Source organism: Hydrogenophaga sp. (genome assembly GCF_026125825.1).
In the GTDB taxonomy this organism is placed as follows: Bacteria; Pseudomonadota; Gammaproteobacteria; order Burkholderiales; family Burkholderiaceae_C; genus Hydrogenophaga.
Map to the genome: position 1 here is coordinate 1 of NZ_JAHCKK010000038.1, position 19,331 is coordinate 19,331.

18 protein-coding genes are annotated in these 19,331 nt (G+C 69.3%); 7 read left to right on the forward strand and 11 right to left on the reverse strand.

Annotated features, from left to right (window positions below):
* The 5 genes from KIT86_RS13520 to KIT86_RS13540 form a co-directional block, all read right to left on the reverse strand.
* Nucleotides 1-1,671 (reverse strand): xanthine dehydrogenase family protein molybdopterin-binding subunit (locus KIT86_RS13520; RefSeq protein WP_297399182.1); only part of this gene is annotated, 1,671 nt, incomplete at its 3' end.
* A 108-nt stretch (nt 1,672-1,779) separates the two neighbouring features.
* Nucleotides 1,780-2,244 (reverse strand): (2Fe-2S)-binding protein, encoded by a 465-nt coding sequence (locus tag KIT86_RS13525; protein WP_297399184.1) that lies wholly within the window; start codon nt 2,242-2,244, stop codon nt 1,780-1,782.
* Nucleotides 2,245-2,434: 190 nt separating this feature from the next.
* The gene (locus KIT86_RS13530; protein WP_297399186.1) at nt 2,435-3,505 is read right to left on the reverse strand and encodes a flavodoxin family protein; all 1,071 of its coding nucleotides are present in this window, start codon (nt 3,503-3,505) and stop codon (nt 2,435-2,437) included.
* A 76-nt stretch (nt 3,506-3,581) separates the two neighbouring features.
* Nucleotides 3,582-4,058 carry a DUF1579 domain-containing protein gene (locus tag KIT86_RS13535; protein ID WP_297399188.1) on the reverse strand — a complete coding sequence of 159 codons (477 nt, stop codon included), beginning with the start codon at nt 4,056-4,058 and terminating at the stop codon, nt 3,582-3,584.
* Nucleotides 4,059-4,070: 12 nt separating this feature from the next.
* Nucleotides 4,071-4,790 carry an NIPSNAP family protein gene (locus KIT86_RS13540; RefSeq protein WP_297399190.1) on the reverse strand — a complete coding sequence of 240 codons (720 nt, stop codon included), beginning with the start codon at nt 4,788-4,790 and terminating at the stop codon, nt 4,071-4,073.
* A 79-nt stretch (nt 4,791-4,869) separates the two neighbouring features.
* On the opposite strand from KIT86_RS13540, the gene KIT86_RS13545 reads away from it, so the two are divergent.
* Nucleotides 4,870-5,823 (forward strand): YafY family protein, encoded by a 954-nt coding sequence (locus KIT86_RS13545; protein ID WP_297399192.1) that lies wholly within the window; start codon nt 4,870-4,872, stop codon nt 5,821-5,823.
* Nucleotides 5,824-5,833: 10 nt separating this feature from the next.
* Here the strand turns inward: KIT86_RS13545 and KIT86_RS13550 are convergent, their stop codons facing one another.
* A complete protein-coding gene (locus KIT86_RS13550) occupies nt 5,834-6,313 on the reverse strand; it encodes a VOC family protein (protein ID WP_297399194.1) in 480 nt (159 codons plus the stop codon).
* Nucleotides 6,314-6,793: 480 nt separating this feature from the next.
* Between KIT86_RS13550 and KIT86_RS13555 the strand changes: the two genes are divergently transcribed.
* The 4 genes from KIT86_RS13555 (at nt 6,794) to KIT86_RS13570 (ending at nt 10,602) form a co-directional block, all read left to right on the forward strand.
* Nucleotides 6,794-6,976, forward strand: a complete 183-nt coding sequence (locus tag KIT86_RS13555; RefSeq protein WP_297399196.1) for a hypothetical protein — start codon at nt 6,794-6,796, stop codon at nt 6,974-6,976.
* Nucleotides 6,977-7,160: 184 nt separating this feature from the next.
* Nucleotides 7,161-7,631 (forward strand): (2Fe-2S)-binding protein, encoded by a 471-nt coding sequence (locus KIT86_RS13560; RefSeq protein ID WP_297399198.1) that lies wholly within the window; start codon nt 7,161-7,163, stop codon nt 7,629-7,631.
* Nucleotides 7,628-9,694 (forward strand): molybdopterin cofactor-binding domain-containing protein, encoded by a 2,067-nt coding sequence (locus KIT86_RS13565; protein WP_297399200.1) that lies wholly within the window; start codon nt 7,628-7,630, stop codon nt 9,692-9,694. The genes KIT86_RS13560 and KIT86_RS13565 overlap by 4 nt, the downstream gene beginning before the upstream one ends.
* Complete coding sequence (locus tag KIT86_RS13570) at nt 9,691-10,602, forward strand: helix-turn-helix domain-containing protein (RefSeq protein WP_297399202.1); 912 nt, start codon at nt 9,691-9,693, stop codon at nt 10,600-10,602. Before KIT86_RS13565 ends, KIT86_RS13570 begins: the two co-directional genes overlap by 4 nt.
* Here KIT86_RS13570 and crcB read toward each other — a convergent pair.
* The 5 genes from crcB to KIT86_RS13595 all read right to left on the reverse strand — a co-directional run bounded on the left by crcB (nt 10,589) and on the right by KIT86_RS13595 (nt 14,902).
* Nucleotides 10,589-10,972 (reverse strand): fluoride efflux transporter CrcB, encoded by a 384-nt coding sequence (gene crcB / locus KIT86_RS13575; RefSeq protein WP_297399204.1) that lies wholly within the window; start codon nt 10,970-10,972, stop codon nt 10,589-10,591. The two genes, KIT86_RS13570 and crcB, sit on opposite strands and share 14 nt — an antisense overlap.
* A gap of 26 nt (nt 10,973-10,998) precedes the next feature.
* Nucleotides 10,999-11,991 (reverse strand): recombination-associated protein RdgC, encoded by a 993-nt coding sequence (locus KIT86_RS13580; protein WP_297399206.1) that lies wholly within the window; start codon nt 11,989-11,991, stop codon nt 10,999-11,001.
* 77 nt (nt 11,992-12,068) lie between these two features.
* Complete coding sequence (locus KIT86_RS13585; RefSeq protein ID WP_297399208.1) at nt 12,069-13,364, reverse strand: TRAP transporter large permease subunit; 1,296 nt, start codon at nt 13,362-13,364, stop codon at nt 12,069-12,071.
* Entirely contained in the window at nt 13,357-13,860 is a 504-nt protein-coding gene (locus KIT86_RS13590) for a TRAP transporter small permease (protein ID WP_297399210.1), read from the reverse strand. Before KIT86_RS13590 ends, KIT86_RS13585 begins: the two co-directional genes overlap by 8 nt.
* A gap of 67 nt (nt 13,861-13,927) precedes the next feature.
* Nucleotides 13,928-14,902 (reverse strand): TRAP transporter substrate-binding protein, encoded by a 975-nt coding sequence (locus KIT86_RS13595; protein ID WP_297399212.1) that lies wholly within the window; start codon nt 14,900-14,902, stop codon nt 13,928-13,930.
* A 179-nt stretch (nt 14,903-15,081) separates the two neighbouring features.
* On the opposite strand from KIT86_RS13595, the gene KIT86_RS13600 reads away from it, so the two are divergent.
* On the forward strand, nt 15,082-15,621 hold the full coding sequence (locus KIT86_RS13600; RefSeq protein WP_297399214.1) for a winged helix DNA-binding protein: 540 nt from the start codon (nt 15,082-15,084) through the stop codon (nt 15,619-15,621).
* Nucleotides 15,622-15,721: 100 nt separating this feature from the next.
* Nucleotides 15,722-19,306 (forward strand): hydantoinase B/oxoprolinase family protein, encoded by a 3,585-nt coding sequence (locus KIT86_RS13605; protein WP_297399216.1) that lies wholly within the window; start codon nt 15,722-15,724, stop codon nt 19,304-19,306.
* Nucleotides 19,307-19,331: the final 25 nt, after the last annotated feature.

Genomic DNA, 19,331 nt, shown 5'->3' on the forward strand with positions numbered 1-19,331 from the left:
GCTGAGCGAGCGGCTGCCGTAGGTGCCCATGCCGAAGGGCACGCGGCCGGTGTCGCCGTGCACCACGTCGACCTGGCTCGGGTCCAGCCCCAGACGCGCGGCCACCACCTGGGCGAAGGTGGTCTCGTGGCCCTGGCCGTGGCTGTGCGAGCCGGTGAACACCGTCACGCTGCCCGTGGGGTGCACGCGCACTTCGCCGCATTCGAAGAGGCCGGCGCGCGCACCGAGCGCGCCCGCCACGTTGGACGGCGCCAGGCCGCAGGCTTCGATGTAGCTGCTGTAGCCCACGCCGCGCAGCAGGCCCTTGGCCTTGGATTCGGCTTTGCGCTGCTCGAAGCTGGCCATCTCGGCCAGCTCGTTGGCCTTGGCCATGCAGGCGGGGAAGTCGCCGGTGTCGTATTGCAGCGCCACCGGGGTCTGGTAGGGGAACTCGGTGATGAAGTTGCGGCGGCGGATCTCGTCCTGCGACAGGCCGGTCTCCCACGCGGCGCGGCTGACGATGCGCTCGAGCAGGTAGGTGGCCTCGGGCCGGCCGGCGCCCCGGTAGGCGTCCACGGGGGAGGTGTTGGTGAACCAGGCGTCCACTTCCACATAGACCTGCGGCGTCTTGTACTGGCCCGCGAGCAGCGTGGCGTACAGGATGGTGGGCACGGCGGTGGAGAAGGTGGAGAGGTAGGCACCGAGGTTGGCGTCGGTGTGCACGCGGAAGGCCAGGAAATGGCCGTCCTTGTCCAGCGCCATCTCGGCGTGCGTCACGTGGTCGCGGCCGTGCGCGTCGCTCAGGAAGGCTTCCGAGCGGTCGCAGGTCCACTTGATCGCGCAGTTGAGTTTCTTGGAGGCCCAGGTCAGGCACACGTCTTCGGCGTACAGGAAGATCTTGGCGCCGAAGCCTCCGCCCACGTCGGGGGCGATCACGCGCACCTTGTGCTCGGGCAGGCCGAGCACGAAGGCCGTCATCAGCAGCCGCTCGACGTGCGGGTTCTGGTTGGCGACGTAGAGCGTGTAGTCGTCGCCGGCGCGGTTGTAGCTGGCGATGGCCGCGCGCGGCTCCATCGGGTTGGGCGCGAGGCGGTTGTTGACGAGGTCGATCTTGGTGACGTGGGCGGCGCTGCTGAATGCGGCGTCCACCTGGCCCTTGTCGCCGATGGCCCACTTGTAGCAGTGGTTGTCGGCAGCGGCTTCGTGCAGCGCGGGCGCGCCGGCCTTCATGGCGTCGCGCACGTCCACCACGGCGGCCAGCGGCTCGTAGTCCACGTCGACCAGTTCGGCGGCGTTGCGGGCGTTCTCCAGCGTGTCGGCCACCACCATGGCGACGTGGTCGCCCACGTAGCGCACCTTGCCAAAGGCCAGGATGGGGTGGGGCGGCTCCTTCATGGGCTGGCCGGCGGTGTCGGTGATGAGCCAGCCGCAGGGCAGGCCGGCGATTTTGTCGGCCGCGACGTCGTTGCCGTCGAGGATGCCGATCACGCCGGGCGCCTTGAGCGCGGCGGTCTTGTCGATCTTGCGGATGTTGGCGTGCGCGTGCGGCGAGCGCACGAACACCGCGTGGTGCATGTTGGGCAGCACGATGTCGTCGGTGTACTGGCCAGCGCCGGTGAGGAAGCGGTAGTCCTCCTTGCGCAGCAGCGATTCGCCGATGTGCGGGAGTTTGGAGAAGTCGGAAGCACCCATGTCAATGGCTCCAGTGAAGTTTCGATCGAGGGGCGCCGTGGCACTGGCTTTGCCAGGCCGCTGGCGCCGCCCCCTTGAAGGGGTCGCGCGAGGCGCGGCGGGGGTGGGTCACTTCATGGCCGCAGCGCCTTGCTGCACGGCCTTGACGATGTTCTGGTAACCGGTGCAGCGGCACAGGTTGCCTTCGAGCAGTTCGCGGATCTCGGTGCTGCTGGCGCCCGGGTTGGACTTGCACAGGCTCACCGAGCTCATCACCATGCCGGGCGTGCAGAAGCCGCACTGCAGGCCGTGGCATTCCTTGAAGGCGGCTTGCATCGGGTGCATGGTGCCGTCGGCGGCGGCCAGGCCTTCGATGGTGGTGACCTCGCAGCCCGCGGCCTGGGGCAGCAGCATGTTGCAGGACTTGACCGCGCGCCCGTCGAGCAGGACCGTGCAGGCGCCGCACTGGGCGGTGTCGCAACCCACGTGGGTGCCGGTGAGCCGGAGGTGTTCGCGGATCGCCTGGACCAACAGCGTGTGGGGCGGCGCGTCGATGGTCACGGGTTTGCCGTTGACCGTGAGTTGAACCTGCATGCGTGTCTCCTTGTTGTGTGGATGGGGCAACAACAAGTTGAGCACGCGGCCCGGGCGCTGATTTGCGGGTTAACCCTGAAATCCCCCGGCCGCCGCCAATCATTCTCAAATTGAGACGCGCGGCCAGGGGCCTGCGCGCCCGCCGTTCAGACCGGGGGGCGGCTCGGCGCGGTGGCGCACGCGGGCGCGGCTACTTGGGCCGGGGCCGCGAGAGCCGGGGCTGCACCGCCTGCAGCCGCCCGCAGCGCAGTTCCACCACGGCTTTGCTGACTGCCCAGGCCACGTTGCGGGTTTCTTCCTGCACGGCCAGGTCGTCGTCCAGCGTGTCGTGGCTGGTGGCGTAGGGCTCGTAGTAGCCGATGAAGCGGTCCAGGCGAGCCTGCGGGCCGGCGTCGATCAGGCCCATCCAGTCCAGCCAGTCGCACAGCGAGCGGCGCGCGCCTTCGATGCCGGCCACGTCGCCATGCACGATGACGCCGTAGGCCCGGCCGGCGAGGTGCTGCGGGTAGTCCCAGCCCGCCATTTCGAGCGCCTTGGCCTTCTCGGGCTTCTTGCCGCCGGTGGAGGTCGGGTCGGGGTTGCCGCCGTCGGCGCAGACCAGGCGGTCGATCATGAGCTTGAGCGGGCTGGGGCTCTGGTACCAGTAGACGGGGGTGACCAGCAGCACGGCGTGCGCCGACACCCAGCGTTCGTAGATCTCGGCCATCCAGTCGTGCGTCTGGTTCAGCGCGTGGTTGGGGTAGCAGCTGCAAGGCCAGTGGCACAGCGGCATGGCGGTGGACACGCAGCCCTTGCAGGGGTGGATGTGCAGCGCGTATTCCGAGGTGAGCAGGCTCAGGTCCAGCACGTCGACCTGCATGCGTTGCTGTTCGAGGGCTTCGCGCGCGATCTGCGCGAGCCGGTGGCTTTTGGAGATTTCGCCGGGGCAGGTGCCGTCGTTGCGCGCCGAGCCGCACACCAGCAGCACCCGCGATGGCGTGCCCGGCTCGGACCAGCGGGCCTGAGCGGCGTCCAGGCGCGCCTTGGTGGCGACCCACTCGGACGACAGCTCGTAATCCGGATCGGCGTAGCCGGGCCCGGCCTTCTGCGTCACGGGCGCTTTGCGGCCCTCCTGGTAGGCTGCCCAGGCGATTGCCTCCAGCCGCTCGATGCTGGCGTCCTCGGCGCGGAAGGCGGGATCGAAGAAGCTGGTGCGAAATCGCTGGCTGAATGCCGCGCGGTCCAGGGGGGCGGGCGCCTGTCCTTTTCGGATCGGGGTCATGGTGCGGTGGTGTGGCTGGGGTTTCCCAATGTCGGGGCCACCCGCGCGCGCGTCTGTTCGCCAGCGCACCCTGGCCTCAGCCCTTGGCGCGGTGAAAGCGCATCGTCCAGTTGGGCTCCCAGTGGCGGCCGGCGTCGGCCGAGAAGGCCTGTTCCCACAGCGGCGAGGCCGTCTGCGTCTCGGTCGAGCGAAAGCGCACGCGGATGGGGCGACCGTCCAGCACGTCTTCGGCGAAGAAGGTGCCCACGCCCCGCTCGAAGTGGCCCACCACCGGGACGTCGAGGTGATGGGGCTGGCGGCCGTCGAGCCACCAGATGGACCAGCGGCCGGTGTGCGGGTGGTGGCTGCGCAGTGTGGCCGCGCGGTAGCTGCCGCCGGGCAGGTGCAGCAGGTTGTCGTCCACATTGCCCTGGCCGCCCAGCATGGGCCAGGCGGTGCAGGTGCCCTCGAAGCGCTCCCAGTCGGTGCAGCCGTTGAGGCGCTCGCGCAGGCGGCGGTGCTCCACGCGCCAATGGCCGTGGAGGAAGTCGAAGTCGTGTGCGCTGGTGTGCATGGGGTGGTTCCTTCAGGCGTGCAAAGCGGAGCGGGCGGTGGGGGTGAGGCGGTGGCTCTGGGCGGGGCCTGCCAGCCAGGGGGCGAGCGGGGGCAGGGCGTCGCGCGCCCAGGTGCCGCCGCGCGCAAAGGCGTCGAAGGCGGCGGGGCTGTCGAACAGCGCCAAGCCCACCAGCACCGGCTCGCCTTCGCGCACCGGCAGGCGCGGGTAATTGTTGGGGCTGTCCTGGGTCACGTACCAGCCGATGCGGCGCGCGCCACCCTGGCGCAGCACTGGCGAGAGCACCTCCCGGCACAGCGCCAGCAGGTCGCTGCCCGCCGGTGCGTGCAGCGGGAACACGGCCGCGTCCAGCAGGCCGGGCGGTGTGTCGGTGGTGCCGGGCTGGGCGCGCGGCGAGGTGTCGCCGTCGATGCCCGCGCCGGGCCAGGCCGGGCGCAGCAAGAACACGTTGTCCGAATCGATCATGGTCGCGTTGGCCGCGTCGCGGTGCGCCTGCCACACCGGGCCGCCGTAGAACGCGGCCAGGCCCTGCGCGCGGCGCGCCATGTCGGCAAAGCCGCGCAGCCACACGAAGCGGTCGGCGTCATCCAGATCGCGGAACTGGCCGATCACGCGCAGGCCCTGGGCTTCCTGGGTTTCGACGAACTCGCGGTCGAACAGTTCGATGAGCGACTCGCGCCGGCCCGGGTGCAGGGCGTAGCGGCGCAGCTCGACGAGGGGGGATTCGGTCATGGGAAGGCTCCTTGTAAAGACGGTGCGGCGATGATCCGCCCCATAACATGACACGGTGTGTCATGTTTAAATCCTTCCCATGCAAGCGAGCCGGTTGCTCTCCATCCTCATGCTGCTGCAGGCGCGCGGCCGCCTGACGGCCGGTGCGCTGGCGCAGGCGCTGGAGGTGTCCGAACGCACCGTGTTGCGCGACATCGACCAGCTCTCGGCCGCCGGTGTGCCGCTGTGGGGCGAGCGCGGGCGCCAGGGCGGCTTCCAGTTGCGGCAGGGATGGAGCACCCAGCTCACCGGCATGACCGAGCCCGAAGCCCAGGCGCTGCTGCTCGCGGGCCTGCCGGGGCCGGCCACGGAGCTGGGCCTGGGCGCGGCGGCGGCCTCGGCGCGGCTGAAGATGGTGGCCAGCCTGCCGGGCGAATGGCGCGAGCAGGCCGACCGCGTGGGCCAGCGCCTGCACATCGACCCGGTGGACTGGTACCGCGCGCAGGACGCACCGAAGTTCCTGCGCGAGGTGGCCGACGCGGTCTGGCGCGCGCGCCGCATCGAGGTGCGCTACGAAAGCTGGCGCGGCAAAGCCTGGCGGGTGCTGGAGCCTTTGGGCCTGGTGCTCAAGGCAGGCGCCTGGTACCTGGTGGCGCGCGCGGTGGAGGCTGCGCCGCCCAAGGGCGACGGTGTGCGCACCTACCGGCTCGCGAGTCTGCTGGAGCTCAAGCCCGGTGCGGCCTTTCGGCGGCCCAAGGCATTCGACCTCGCGCAGACCTGGCGCGCGTCTGCCGCGCGCTTCGAATCGGAGCTGCGTTCGTTGGAGGTGCGGGCGCGCGTGACGCCGCGAGGCTTGAAGTGGCTGGCGAACGCGCGCGTGCCTGTTGGCGACGCGATGGACGACGAGGTCACGCTTCGCGTGGAGTCGGTGGAGCAGGGGGCGCGGCAGTTGCTCGCCTTCGGCGACGAGATCGAGGTGCTTTCACCCCCCGCGCTGCGCGAGCGCCTGGCGCAGCAGGCAGCGGCGGTGCTGGCGCGCTACCGGGTGGGTTGAGGGTGAAGGTTCAGCCGCGCCGCGCCGCGTCGATGGCGGCGACGTCGATCTTCTTCATGGTCATCATCGCGTCGAAGGCGCGCTTGGCCGCCGCGCGGTCGGGGCCGGTGAAGGCCTCGGTGAGCGTGCGCGGGGTGATCTGCCACGACAGTCCCCAGCGGTCCTTGCACCAGCCGCATTCGCTCTCCTGGCCGCCGTTGCCCACGATGGCGTTCCACAGGCGGTCGGTCTCTTCCTGATCGTCGGTGGCGATCTGGAACGAGAAGGCCTCGTCGTGCTGGAAGACCGGGCCGCCGTTGAGCCCGATGCAGGGAATGCCGGCCACGGTGAACTCCACCGTGAGCACGTCGCCCTCCTTGCCGGCGGGGTAGTCGCCCGGCGCGCGGTGCACGGCGCCCAGGGCGCTGTCGGGAAAGGTGTTGGCGTAGAAGGTGGCGGCGTCGAGGGCGTCGCGGTCGAACCAGAGGCAGATCGTGTTCTTGGGGATCATTCCGGGTCTCCTTGGGCGTTGGGCAAGAGGCGCCCGCCACCTTACCGTTTTCGGTCGTCGGTGTTAAGCATCGCCACCGCGCACTGGGCGGTCCACGTCCGCGATGGGGCGTTGCGGGCGACCGGTGGGGTCTCGGCGCGGTGGGTTGGCGGGTGCGCCACGGGGCTGGCCTTGTTCCGGTTGCGCGGCCGGGTCGTGCGAATCGCCCTGTTGGGGCGCTGGGCCTTGGCGGCCGGGGTTTCGGGGTGTCGATGCCATGGTGGTTGCTCCGTGGAGAAGGCGGGAGCTTGCAGGGGCAAGCCCGGTGCCCGTGCCGCAAAAGAGGCGCTTGCACCGATGGAGGGCGTCGATTTCGGCTGGACTTGCCGCAAGTTGTTCCGGATGCGCCGGGTACGCCATTTGCCATGCTGTGTGGGACAGCGCCCGATGGCTTCTTTGCCCTTCGGGCCACCCCTTGAACACCGCATCCGGGAGACACGCATGCCCACCTCGCCAAACCCGCCCACCGCCCTGCGCAAGAAAACCCATGCCGGCAGCCAAGGCCGCCTCGGGACGGCGCAGAGGCAGCAAGGCCTCTCCCGCATGGCGCTGGAGCAGCCCGACGACACGCCGCTGGACCAGCGCCTGTCTCACGCGCAGCGGGGCTCGCGCCAGATGGCCTGAACGGCGCGCTCTGCGCCAGCCGGCGATGGAGGCGAGGGTGTAGATCGCCAGGGCGGGCAATGCAAGGGGCTTGAGCGCGAAGCGGTCGGGCACAGCCCGAGGTCGGGTGGCTTGGCGCGAATCTTCAAGACGGGCGGTGCGGCGGCTGAGACAGTGCGCCATCCCCCCTCTGCGGAGCCTCGCCATGTACATCCTCGTGAACCGCCAGCGGTTCGATATTCCCCCCGACTGGCAGGACGAGACCCTGCTTGCCGTGCTGCGCGAACACCTCGGCCTGGTGGGGGCCAAGTTCGGCTGCGGCATGGGCCAGTGCGGCGCCTGCACGGTGCTGCTTGACGGTCAGGCGCAGCGCAGCTGCCTGCTGCCGGTGAGCGCGGTGCAGCAACAGGCCGTGGAGACCATCGAGGGGCTGGCAGGCCCGGACGGTCGCCTGCACCCGGTGCAGCAGGCGTGGCTGGACGAGCGCGTGCCGCAGTGCGGCTACTGCCAGGCGGGACAGATCATGGCCACCGTGGCCCTGCTGCGCCAGGACCCTGCCCCGAGCCCGGCGCGGGTGGACGAGGCGCTGGCGGGCAACCTGTGCCGTTGCGGCACGCACCAGCGCATCCGCGCAGGGGTGCAGCGCGCGGTGGCGCTGCAGCGGGGGCGCCCGTGAAGCGGCGCGCGTTCCTGCAGGCCGGCGGCGTGTTGAGCGTGGCCTTTTTCGCCGGGTGTGCCTTGCCGGTGATTCCGAAGCGGCCGGGCGCCGGGTACGAAGACGCCCTGGGCTGGGTGCGCCACCGCGAGGGCCGCTACGAGTTGCTGCTGCCGCGCGTGGAAATGGGCCAGAACATCGCCACCGCGCTCAAGCAGGTGGCGTGCGAGGAGCTGGGCATCGGGTGGGACGAGCTCACGCTGCGCCTGCCGCACACCGGCGAGATGGCGCGCGTGCGCGCCACGGTGGGCAGCGAGTCGGTGAAGGACTTCGCCCTGCCGCTGGCCCAGGCCTGTGCCAGCCTGCGCGAGGCACTCGCGGCCGGCCACACCGAGGGTGTGCGCAGGGCCGAGCCCCGGCCCATGGCCGAGCTGCGCGCATTCCAGCCGGGGGGGCGCCACGTGGGCCGCGCCGCGCCGATCGCGCAGGGGCCGGCCATCGTGACGGGCGCGCCGGTCTATGTGGCGGACGTGCGTCTGCCGGGCATGCTGTTTGGCCGCGTGCTGCGCGCCCCGGTGTCGGCCGAGCGCGCCTCCACGCTGAGCGCGATGAACGAAGCCGCGGCGCGCGCGGTGCGGGGCTTCGTGGCCTTGGTGCGCGACGAGCGCCTGCAACAAGGCTTGAGCGAGGGCATCGGCATCGTCGCGCGCACGCCCGGGGCGCTGGAGCGCGTGGAGGCTGCGCTCGAGGCGCGCTGGCTTTCGCAGGGCAGCTTCGGACAGGCCGAGGTCGACCGGTTGGTGGACGTGGATCGCCACCTCGCCGGGGGTGGATTCGCTCACCGCGTGCACGAGGACGCCATCGACGAGCAGGGCCCGTGGGATGTGGACCTGCGCATCGACATCCCGCTGGCGGCGCACGCGCCGATCCAGCCGCGCGCGGCGGTGGCGGCCTTCGATGCGCGGGGTGATTTGGATCTCTGGGTGGGTTCGCAGGACGTGTACTACCAGCGCGACGTGGTCTGCCAGCGCCTGGGGCTGGACGAAGAGCGGGTGCGCGTGCATGGCTGCCGGGTGGGCGGGGCCTTTGGCGGCAAGACGCTCTGCACGGTGGAGCTGGAGGCCGCGGTGCTGGCGCAGGCGGTGGGGCAGCCGGTGAAGCTGCAGTGGACGCGCGCGCAGGAGTTCCGCCAGGGCTTCCACCGCCCGCCGTCGAGCCACCGCATCCGCGCGCGCCTGCGAGACGGCCAGCTGGACCAGTGGTGGCATGCGTTCGGCAGCAGCCACATCCTGTTCACCAACGCGGGCCTGCCGGCCTGGATGCAGCGCCTGACCGATTTCGTGGCCGATGCCGGCGTGGCCCGCGGCGCGCAGCTGCCCTACCGGTGCGCGCGCAAGCGCGCCGAGTTCGGGCTGAACCGCCTGCCGGTGTTCACCGGGCCGTGGCGCGGCCTGGGCGCGGGGCCGAATGGGCTGGCGATGGAGTCGGCCATCGACGAGTGCGCGCGCCGCGCGGGCGCGGACCCGCTGGCGTTTCGCTTGCGGCATGTCGAAGACCCCCGGCTGGCCGGTGTGCTGGGCGCGGCGCACGCGCAGGCGGGCGCGTTGCCCCCTGCGGCGGCCGGCGTGCGGAGCGGGCGTGGCGTGGCCTGTGGCATCTACAAGCAGGTGAGCTATGTGGCGGTGGTGGCCGAGGTGGAGGTGGACGCGCGCGGCGGGCTGCGTGTGGTGCGGCTGGTCTGTGCGCACGACTGCGGCACGTTGATCAACCCCGACCAGGTGCGCGCGCAGTGCGAGGGCAACCTGGTCTGGGGGCTGGGCATGGCGCTGAGCGACCGCCTGGTGGTGGCGGATTCGCGCATCGGCCCGGGCAGCTTTGCCGAAGCGCCGATACCATCGCTGGACCAGGTGCCGCCGCTGGAGGTGGTGCTGGTGGCGGCGGGTGGGGCGCCGGGCGGGGCGGGCGAGACGGCCATCGTGGCCACGGCGGCGGCGATTGCCAATGCGGTGCGCGAGGCCACCGGCGTTCGCATCCAGCGGTTTCCGATCGACACCCGCCTGTTGGCCCAGGCGACGACCTCATGAACGACTTTGCTTCCGAAGCCATGCTGCGCGTGGTGCGCGCCGGTCTGCAGCGGCAGGGCCTGGCGGCCGACGGGCCGCGCGCTGCGCGCGGTGCGCATGTGCCGCTGGCGGACAAGCGCGCCTGGCTGGCGCGGTTGTGGCAGGCCCATGGGCCGGACGCGATCGTGCGGCTGGGCGAGGCGGTGCACGGCATGGACGACGAGCCCTTGCGGCTGGCGCTGTCGCTCGCGCGCGACCCGCCCGACCTGCTGCAGCGCTGGCAGCGGCTGGAGCGCTTCGTGCATTCGCGCCACCGTGTGCGCGTGAGCCAGCACGGGCCCGGGCTGCTGCGGCTGCGGCACGTGTCGCTGGACCCCCTGCGTCCGCCCACGCCGGCCGAGGACCTGCTGGTGTTCGGTTTTCTGGTGGCGCTGTGCGAGCACCTGCGGACCCCGGGTGTGCAGGCCCGGCCCCTCGGTCAGACTGCCTGGAGCCGCGACCAGGGCGTGTGGTGTGCGCAAGTCTGGCCGAGCGATGTGTCGAGCTGGGAGCTGCGCTGGCAAGCCCGGCCCGAGCGCGCGGTGAGCGGGCCTGGGCAGGCGACGCCTCAGGGCTGGGTCGCCCACCTGCAGGGCCGGCTCGCGGCCGACCCCGGGCGGGGCTGGACGGTGGGCACGCTGGCGCAGGAGGTGGCTTGGTCGCCGCGCACGCTGCAGCGCCGGCTGGCGGAGCAGGGCCTGAGTTTCACGCGATTGCTGGCCGGCGCGCGCCTGGCCGGCGCGGCCCGGCTGCTGGCGGCCGACTCGATGCCCACGGCCCAGGTGGGCTATGTGTGTGGCTTCGCGGACCAGGCCCACTTCACCCGGCAGTTCAAGCGGCACACGGCCATGACGCCGGGGCTGTACCGCAGCGAGTTCAGGTCGGCGTGAACCAGATTGCGGCGCTGCGCATGCCCAGGGCGGTGAGCAGCAACGATCCCAGCAGATGCAGGCCGGCCGTGCCGACGGCGAGCGCGAAGCGGCCGTGCTGCAGCATGGCGATGACTTCGGCGGAGAAGGTGGAGAAGGTGGTCAGCGCACCGAGAAAACCGGTGATGACCGCGAGGCGCCAGACCGGGTCGATCTGCGTCTGGCTCTGGAAGAACACCACGGCCACGCCGACGATGTAGGCGCCGATCCAGTTGGCCGCCAGCGTGCCCCAGGGCAGGATGGCGGCGCCCTGGTTGAGCCACAGGCTCAGGCGCCAGCGTGCCAGCGCGCCGAGCACGGCACCGAGGGAGATGGCGATGACGCTGTGCATGCCGGGCGCGCTTCAGCGAGGGTCGGTCAGAAGGGTGGGCCTTCGTCGTCCGCGTCGGCGGTGACGGCTTCGCGGGCGGCGGGTGCCGCTGGCACGGGCTCGCTGTCGGCGGCAGCGCCGAAGGCCATCTCGCCGCCCAGGGCTTCGATGAGTTCGGGGATGAGCTTCTGCAGCTCGCCGGTGGACAGGGCCACGTCGGCATCGAAGCCGTTCTCGCCCTCGTCGGGCCGGCCATCGAACACGCCTTCGAGGAAGTTGATCTTCTTGACCTGCAGCGATTCGGTGAGGGTGAAGCCGATGCGGCCTTCCCAGCTCATGGCCAGGCGGGTGGGCAGCTTGCCTTCGGTGATGTGCTTGCGCACCTCGTCGGTGGCGAGGTTGTGGCGCGTGAATTTCACCACCGATTTCTCCTCGTCGCCGGACTTGAGCTCGCACTCGCGCTCCACGGCGAAGCCACCGGGCCATTCGTCGGGCGTGGTGGCCGAGAGCCATTGCGTCATGGCGGTCTGCGGTGTCACGGCGGTCTGCAGCAGGGTGACGGCCAGGCCGTCGAAGGCGCGCACAAGGGCGGTGACGACTTCGTCGAGCTTGCCCTGGCTGCTGGCGTCGGTGACGAGCCAGCCGTTCTTGAGATCGATCCAGACCCACACGGTCATCTGGCGCGCGAAGGCCTGGGGCAGCAGGGCCAGGAGCGCGTCTTCCCGCAGGGCCTTGGTTTCCTTCTTGCCGGGTTTGCGTCCGGTGGTGGCTTCGATGTGGTCGGCTTCTTCCTGGGCTTTCTTCCTGACCACCGAGCCGGGCACGCCCTTGGTCTCGATCTGCAGTTTCAGGATGCGCTGGCCGGCCACCGATTCGACCAGCGGGCCATGGGCTTCGCCGCGCGGCTCGACCCAGCCGACGGCTTTGTCCTGCGTGGCGCCGCAGGGCACGAAGCGCGCCGCGTCGAGCGCGGTTTCCATCTCTTCCAGCGTCGCGTCCCAGCCGGGCGCGATGCGGTAGATCGTCACATTCTTGAACACGGGGAATACCTTCAAAAAAACAAGCCCTGCACCCGGGGCGGGTGCAGGGCCTGCATATCTTAGAGGATGGCTTTCTGTTACATGCGGGAGGGCAGCCAGCTCACGATTTGAGGGAACCACCACAGCAGCAGGAGGGCCAGCACCATGATGAAGAAGTAGGGCATGCAGACTTTGGCGATCCAGGTGATTTCGCGCTTGGTCATGCCTTGCAGCACGAAGAGGTTGAATCCCACTGGTGGCGTGATCTGCGCCATCTCGACCACGATGACGACGAAGATGCCGAACCAGATGAGGTCGATGCCGGCGGCGGTGACCGTGGGCAAGATGACGCCCATGGTGAGCACGATCATGGAGATGCCGTCGAGGAAGCAGCCGAGCACGATGTAGAACACGGCCAGCGCGAGCAGCAGCACGCCCGGTGAGAGGTTCAGGCTGGTGACGAACTCGGCGAGGTGGCGCGGCAGGCCGATGTAGCCCATGGACAGGGTGAGGAAGGCGGCCCCCGAAAGGATGAGCGCGATCATGCAGTAGAGGCGCGTGGCCCCCAGCAGCGAATCGCGGAAGGTGACCCAGTTCAGCGAGCCTTGTGCGGCGGAGAGGATGAGCGAGCCCACCACGCCCACGGCGGCGGCTTCGGTGGCGGTGGCGATGCCGGTGTAGATGGTGCCGATCACGCCACCGATGAGCAGGATCACGGGGATCAGGTGGCGGGACTCGCCGAGCTTTTGCCGCAAGCTCATGCGCCCATCGCTGCGAGGCACCTGATCGGGGTGGAGCAGGGCCCAGATCATCAGGTGGCCGCTGAACAGCGCCGCGAGCATCAGGCCGGGCAACACGCCGGCCACGAACAGTTTGGCGATCGAGACCTCGGCGGCCACGCCGTAGACGATCATGATGATCGACGGCGGGATCAGCAGGCCCAGCGTGCTGGCCCCACCCAGCGACCCGACGATTTTCTCGGGCGGGTAGCCGCGTTTGGTGAGCTCGGGGATGCTCATCTTGCCGATGGTGGCGCAGGTGGCCGCGGACGAACCGGAGACCGCCGCGAAGATGGTGCTGCCCAGGATGTTGGTGTGCAGCAGGCGCCCGGGCAGCGCATTGACCCAGGGGGCCAGCCCGCGGAACATGCTTTCGGAGAGCTTGGTGCGAAAGAGGATTTCGCCCATCCACACAAACAGGGGCAGGGCGGTCAGCGTCCAGCTGCTGGCCGAGCCCCAGATGGTGATGGACATGGCGTCGCCCGCCGGGCGCGAGGAGAACAGCTCCATGCCGATCCAGGCCACGCCGGCGAGGGTGAGCCCGATCCAGACGCCGCTGCCGAGCAGGGCGAACAGGGCGACGATCAGCAAGGTGGTGACGATGACTTCATTCATGGCGTGTCTCCACGCTGTCGCGCGAGCGTTCGCGACGGAGCTCCAGCACCCATTCGTCGAGGAAGGCGATCAGCAGCACGGTGGTGCCCAGGCCCATGAGGATCTGCGGCATCCACAGGGGCGTGGCATCGCTGGCGGTGGAGATGTCGTGAAAGGCGTGCGACTGCCAGGCCAGTCGCCAGGCATAGACCGCCAGCAGGCCGCTGAGCAGCACCGCGACCGAGAGTGACCACAGCTCCAGGCCGCGCCGCATGCCGCCTGTGAGTTTGCCGATGATCAGCGTGACGCGGATGTGTTCACCGCTTTTGAGCGTGTGGGCCAGGGCCAGGAACCCCGCGCCCGCCATGGCATAGCCGGCGTAGGCATCGGTGCCCGGGATGTAGAAGTTGAACATGCGGCCCAGCATGGACAGGAGCACCATGACGAGCACGCCGATCATGAACAGCGCGGCCAGCCAGGCCGACCCGGTGTAGAGGGCATCCAGGAGTTTTCGCATCGGCGGATGGGGAAAGGATCGGACAAAAAAACACTGCCCGGCGGGGCCGGGCAGTGTCGCGAGGGTCTTACTTGCGGTAGGCGTCGAGCATGGCCTGGCCTTCCGGGCCGGCCTTCTCCAGCCATTCCTTGACCATGGTCTCGCCGACCTTCTGCATGTCGGCCTTCAATGCGGCCGAAGGCGCTTCCACCGCCATGCCGTTGGCTTTGAGGATGGCCAGGGTGTCGGCGTTGACCTTTTGCGAGGCGGCCCAGCCGCGCGCTTCGGCCTCGGCGCCGGCCTTGAGCACGGCGTCCTGCGTCGGCTTGTCCAGCGCGTCGAAGGCGCGCTTGTTCACGATGATGGCGTTCTTGGGCAGCCAGGCCTGCACGTCGTAGTAGTACTTCAGGTGTTCGTAGAGCTTGCTGTCCACGCCGGTGGCACCAGAGGTCATGTTGGACTCGACCACGCCGGTGGCCAGCGCCTGGGAGAGTTCGGCGGCCTGCACGGTCACGGGCTGCGCGCCGACCAGCTCGGCAATGCGCGAGGTGGCCGGGCTGTAGGCGCGCCACTTGCTGCCCTTGAGGTCGGCGGCGCTGGTCACGGGCTTCTTGCTGTAGATGCCCTGCGGCGGCCAGGCCACGGTGTAGAGCAGGGTCATGCCTTGCTCGGCGAGCTTCTTTTCGAGGATGGGCTTCTGTGCCTTGTACAGCTTCATGGCGTCGGCGTAGCTGGTGGCCAGGAAGGGCAGCCCGTCGGCGCCAAACATCTGCCACTCGTTCTGATAGGCCGCCAGGAGAATTTCGCCGATCTGCGCCTGGCCGCCCTGCACCGCGCGCTTGATCTCCGGCGCCTTGAACAGCGAGGCGCCCGCGTGCACCGTGATCTTGAGTTTGCCGCCAGTGGCTTTGTCCACGTCGTTGGCGAAGGCGGTGAGGTTGACGGTGTGGAAGTTGGTGGCGGGATAGGCCGCCGGCAGGTCCCACTTGGTCTGGGCAAGCGCGGGAAGGCTCAGGGCCACGGTGGCAGCGGCCACGGAAAGGCTGAACAGGCGACGTTTCATGTTGAGGGCTCCAGGTGGGTGAGGGACAGGGATCGGGCTGCGCTGGGCGGCTCGGAGGACTCTATCGGCGAGTGGACGAAGTGTGATCGGTACTTTCCCTGAATGTCAATAAATTGTTGGCAAATTGTCAACATAAAGCCTAAACTCTCGCGCACCGAAACGACGCAGACTTCCCCGCCATGGCCCGTTCCAAAGCAAGTGCCAAGCCAACCCCGCCGGCTTCTCCCATCGTCTCTTCTGCGCACCTGGTGTCGCCGCACAGCGCGGAGATGAGCGAGTTCGAGTTCGGCCTGATCGTGGCCGGCAATGCGTTCCACCGCTGGGTGGTGCACTGCATGAGCGCCGCCGGGCTCAAGGACCTCACGGCGCTGGACGTGCTGGTGCTGCACCATGTTTCCCACCGCGCGCGCGACAAGCGCCTGGCCGACATCGCCTTCATCATGAATGTGGAGGACACGCACCTCGTGAACTACTCGCTCAAGAAGCTGCAGAGTCTGGGCATGGTGGAGTCGAGCAAGAACGGCAAGGAGGTGACTTATGCGCCGACGGAAGCGGGCAAGGGCTATGTCACGCGCTACCGGGAGATTCGCGAAACCTGCCTGATCGATGCGCTCAAGGCGGACGACGCGCTCAACCACGACATCGGCCAGCTCGCGCGCCTGCTGCGCGTGCTCTCCGGCATCTACGACCAGGCCGCGCGCAGCGCTGCGTCACTGTGAGTCACCGCCTCAAGGGCGCGGTGCCCGCGGCCCGGCGAAGCCGTTTTCGCAGCTCCCCTTGATACCGTGTCTGCGCTTTTCCGATTTTGGAGATTCAAGCATGTCTTCTTCCGCTGATGCACGCTGGCAGTTCTGGATCGACCGGGGCGGCACCTTCACCGACATCGTGGCCAAGCGGCCCGACGGCACCCTGACCACGCACAAGCTGCTTTCGGAAAACCCGGAGCAGTACCGCGACGCGGCGGTGGCCGGCATCCGGCACCTGCTGGGGCTCAAGGCGGGCGAACCGGTGACGCCGGCGCAGGTCGAATGCGTGAAGATGGGCACCACGGTGGCAACGAACGCGCTGCTCGAGCGCAAGGGCGAGCCGACGCTGCTGGTGACCACGCGCGGTTTCCGCGATGCGCTTCGCATTGCGTACCAGAACCGTCCGCGCTTGTTCGACCGCCGCATCGTGCTGCCCGAGCTGCTCTACGCCGAGGTGATCGAGGCACAGGAGCGCATGGCCGCGCACGGCGAGGTGCTGCAGCCGCTGGACGAGGCCGGGCTGCGCGCCGATCTGCAAGCGGCTCACGCGCGCGGCCTGCGCAGCGTGGCCATCGTGTTCATGCACGGCTACCGGTTCACCGCGCACGAAAAAGCCGCGCAGCGGCTGGCGCGCGAAGCGGGTTTCACGCAGGTGAGCAGTTCGCACGGGACCAGCCCGATGATGAAGTTCGTGAGCCGGGGCGATACCACGGTGGTGGACGCGTACCTCTCGCCCATCTTGCGCCGCTACGTGGAGCAGGTGGCCGCGGAGATGCCGGGCGTGAAGCTGTTCTTCATGCAGTCCTCGGGCGGCCTGACGGATGCGCATGCCTTCCAGGGCAAGGACGCCATCCTCTCCGGGCCGGCCGGCGGCATCGTGGGCATGGCGCGCACGGCGGGGTTGGCGGGTCACGGCAAGGTGATCGGGTTCGACATGGGGGGCACGTCCACCGACGTGTCTCACTACGCGGGTGAGTTCGAGCGCGAGTTCGAGACCCAGGTGGCGGGGGTGCGCATGCGCGCCCCGATGATGAGCATCCACACGGTGGCGGCCGGAGGCGGCTCCATCCTGGCGTTCGACGGGTCGCGCTTTCGCGTCGGCCCGCAGAGCGCGGGCGCGAACCCTGGCCCGGCGAGCTACCGGCGCGGCGGCCCGCTGGCGGTGACGGACGCGAACGTGATGACGGGCAAGATCCAGCCAGCGCACTTTCCCAAGGTGTTCGGCCCCAGGGCCGACGAGGCCCTGAGCCTGGATGCGGTGCAGGCAAAGTTTGCCGAGCTGGCCGCCCAGACGGGGCGGCCCGCCGAGGAGGTGGCCGAGGGTTTCATTCAGATCGCGGTGCAGCAAATGGCCAACGCGATCAAGAAGATTTCCGTGGCGCGCGGCTACGACGTGACGCGCTACACCCTGCAGTGTTTCGGCGGCGCGGGAGGTCAGCATGCCTGCCTGGTAGCGGACGCGCTGGGCATGACGCGCGTTTTCGTGCATCCGCTGGCGGGGGTGCTCAGCGCGTACGGCATGGGGCTGGCCGATCAGAACGTGATCCGCGAGCAGGCGGTGGAGTTGCCGCTGGTGGCGGCGTCGCTGCCCGCGATCGAGGACACGCTCGAGGCCCTGGCCACCGCCGCCCGGGTCGAGCTGCAGCGCCAGCAGGTGAACGCGGGCGAATCCACGGTGCACCGTCGGGTGCATGTGCGCTACGAGGGCAGCGACTCGGCGCTGGTGGTGCCTTTTGGCGACATCGCGGCGATCGAAGCCGGGTTCGAGGCCGCCTACCGCCAGCGCTTTGCCTTCCTCATGCAGGGCAAGCGCCTCGTGGTGGAGGCGGTCTCGGTGGAGGCCGTGGTCGCGGGCGATGCGCCGCACGAACCGCGCCTGGCGACACACGGGCCGCGCGATGTGCCGCGGCGCGAGACCGTGCGCATGTACTCGGGCGGCCAGTGGCTGGACACCGCGCTGGTGGTGCGCGACGACCTGCGCCCGGGCGACGTGATTCCCGGGCCCGCGATCATTGCGGAGAAGAACGCGACCACGGTGGTGGAGCCCGGCTGGGAGGCGGTGCTCACGGCACTGGACCACCTGGTGCTGGACCGCCGCGTGCCGCGCACGGCGAGCTACGCGGTGGGCACCACGGTGGACCCGGTGCTGCTGGAGGTGTTCAACAACCTGTTCATGAACATCGCCGAACAGATGGGCCTGCAACTGCAGAACACCGCGTACTCGGTGAACATCAAGGAGCGGCTGGACTTCTCCTGTGCGCTGTTCGATGCCGAGGGGAATCTGATCGCCAACGCGCCGCACATGCCGGTGCACCTGGGCTCCATGGGCGAGAGCATCAAGACGGTGATCCGCAAAAACGCCGGTCGCATGCAGCCGGGCGATGTGTACGTGCTCAACGACCCTTACCACGGCGGCACGCACCTGCCCGACGTCACCGTGATCACACCGGTCTACCTGGGCAGCCAGCCCACGTTTTATGTGGGGTCGCGCGGCCATCACGCCGACATCGGCGGCACCACGCCGGGTTCGATGCCGCCGTTCTCCACGCGCATCGAGGAAGAGGGCGTGCAGATCAACAATGTGAAGCTGGTGGACCGTGGCGTGCTGCGCGAGGCCGAGATGGTGGCCTTGCTGCAGAGTGGGGAGTACCCTTCGCGCAATCCGCAGCAGAACATGGCCGACCTCAAGGCGCAGATCGCTGCCAATGAAAAGGGCGTACAGGAGCTGCGCAAGATGGTCGAGCAGTTCGGCCTGGATGTGGTGCAGGCCTACATGCGGCATGTGCAGGACAACGCGGAAGAGTCGGTGCGCCGTGTGATCACGCGCCTGAAGGACGGCCGCTACACCCTGCCGCTGGACAACGGCGCGCAGATCCAGGTGAGCGTGCGGGTGAACGCGGCCGAGCGCAGCGCCGAGATCGACTTCACCGGCACTTCGCCCCAGCAGCTCAACAATTTCAATGCGCCCACGGCGGTGTGCATGGCGGCCGTGCTCTATGTGTTCCGCTCGCTGGTGGACGACGACATTCCGCTCAACGCGGGTTGCCTCAAGCCCCTGAAGGTCATCATTCCACCGGGCTCCATGCTCAACCCGAACCCACCGGCGTCGGTGGTGGCGGGCAATGTGGAGACTTCCAGCTGCATCACCAACGCGCTGTACGGCGCGCTGGGTGTGATGGCGGCGAGCCAATGCACGATGAACAACTTTACCTTCGGCAACGCGTCGCACCAGTACTACGAGACGATTTCGGGGGGCAGTGGCGCGGGCGATGGTTTCGATGGCACGAGCGTGGTGCAGACCCACATGACCAATTCGCGCCTGACCGACCCCGAGGTGCTGGAGTTCCGCTTCCCGGTGCGCCTGGAGAGCTACGAGATCCGGGCCGGCTCAGGCGGCGCCGGGCGCTGGCATGGCGGCAACGGCGGTGTGCGCCGCGTGCGCTTCCTGGAGCCCATGACGGCGAGCATCCTGTCCAACGGCCGCGTGCACCCGGCCTTCGGCATGGCCGGCGGCGAGCCGGGCCAGTTGGGCATCAATCGCGTGGTGCGGGCAGACGGCCGTGTGGAAGACCTGGCCCACATCGGTCAGGCCGAGATGCAGGCAGGCGATGTCTTCGAGATTCACACCCCCGGCGGTGGTGGGTATGGAAAGGCGTAGCGCGCGAAGCGCCTTTTCCAGAACA

Coding starts and splice junctions, on each gene's coding strand:
- KIT86_RS13560 (WP_297399198.1), top strand. CDS start 7,161: ATGTACATCCTCGTGAACCGCCAGCGGTTCGATATTCCCCCCGACTGG.
- KIT86_RS13570 (WP_297399202.1), top strand. CDS start 9,691: ATGAACGACTTTGCTTCCGAAGCCATGCTGCGCGTGGTGCGCGCCGGT.
- KIT86_RS13595 (WP_297399212.1), bottom strand. CDS start 14,902: ATGAAACGTCGCCTGTTCAGCCTTTCCGTGGCCGCTGCCACCGTGGCC.
- KIT86_RS13530 (WP_297399186.1), bottom strand. CDS start 3,505: ATGACCCCGATCCGAAAAGGACAGGCGCCCGCCCCCCTGGACCGCGCG.
- KIT86_RS13535 (WP_297399188.1), bottom strand. CDS start 4,058: ATGCACACCAGCGCACACGACTTCGACTTCCTCCACGGCCATTGGCGC.
- KIT86_RS13590 (WP_297399210.1), bottom strand. CDS start 13,860: ATGCGAAAACTCCTGGATGCCCTCTACACCGGGTCGGCCTGGCTGGCC.
- KIT86_RS13540 (WP_297399190.1), bottom strand. CDS start 4,790: ATGACCGAATCCCCCCTCGTCGAGCTGCGCCGCTACGCCCTGCACCCG.
- crcB (WP_297399204.1), bottom strand. CDS start 10,972: ATGCACAGCGTCATCGCCATCTCCCTCGGTGCCGTGCTCGGCGCGCTG.
- KIT86_RS13525 (WP_297399184.1), bottom strand. CDS start 2,244: ATGCAGGTTCAACTCACGGTCAACGGCAAACCCGTGACCATCGACGCG.
- KIT86_RS13550 (WP_297399194.1), bottom strand. CDS start 6,313: ATGATCCCCAAGAACACGATCTGCCTCTGGTTCGACCGCGACGCCCTC.
- KIT86_RS13585 (WP_297399208.1), bottom strand. CDS start 13,364: ATGAATGAAGTCATCGTCACCACCTTGCTGATCGTCGCCCTGTTCGCC.
- KIT86_RS13555 (WP_297399196.1), top strand. CDS start 6,794: ATGCCCACCTCGCCAAACCCGCCCACCGCCCTGCGCAAGAAAACCCAT.
- KIT86_RS13605 (WP_297399216.1), top strand. CDS start 15,722: ATGTCTTCTTCCGCTGATGCACGCTGGCAGTTCTGGATCGACCGGGGC.
- KIT86_RS13545 (WP_297399192.1), top strand. CDS start 4,870: ATGCAAGCGAGCCGGTTGCTCTCCATCCTCATGCTGCTGCAGGCGCGC.
- KIT86_RS13600 (WP_297399214.1), top strand. CDS start 15,082: ATGGCCCGTTCCAAAGCAAGTGCCAAGCCAACCCCGCCGGCTTCTCCC.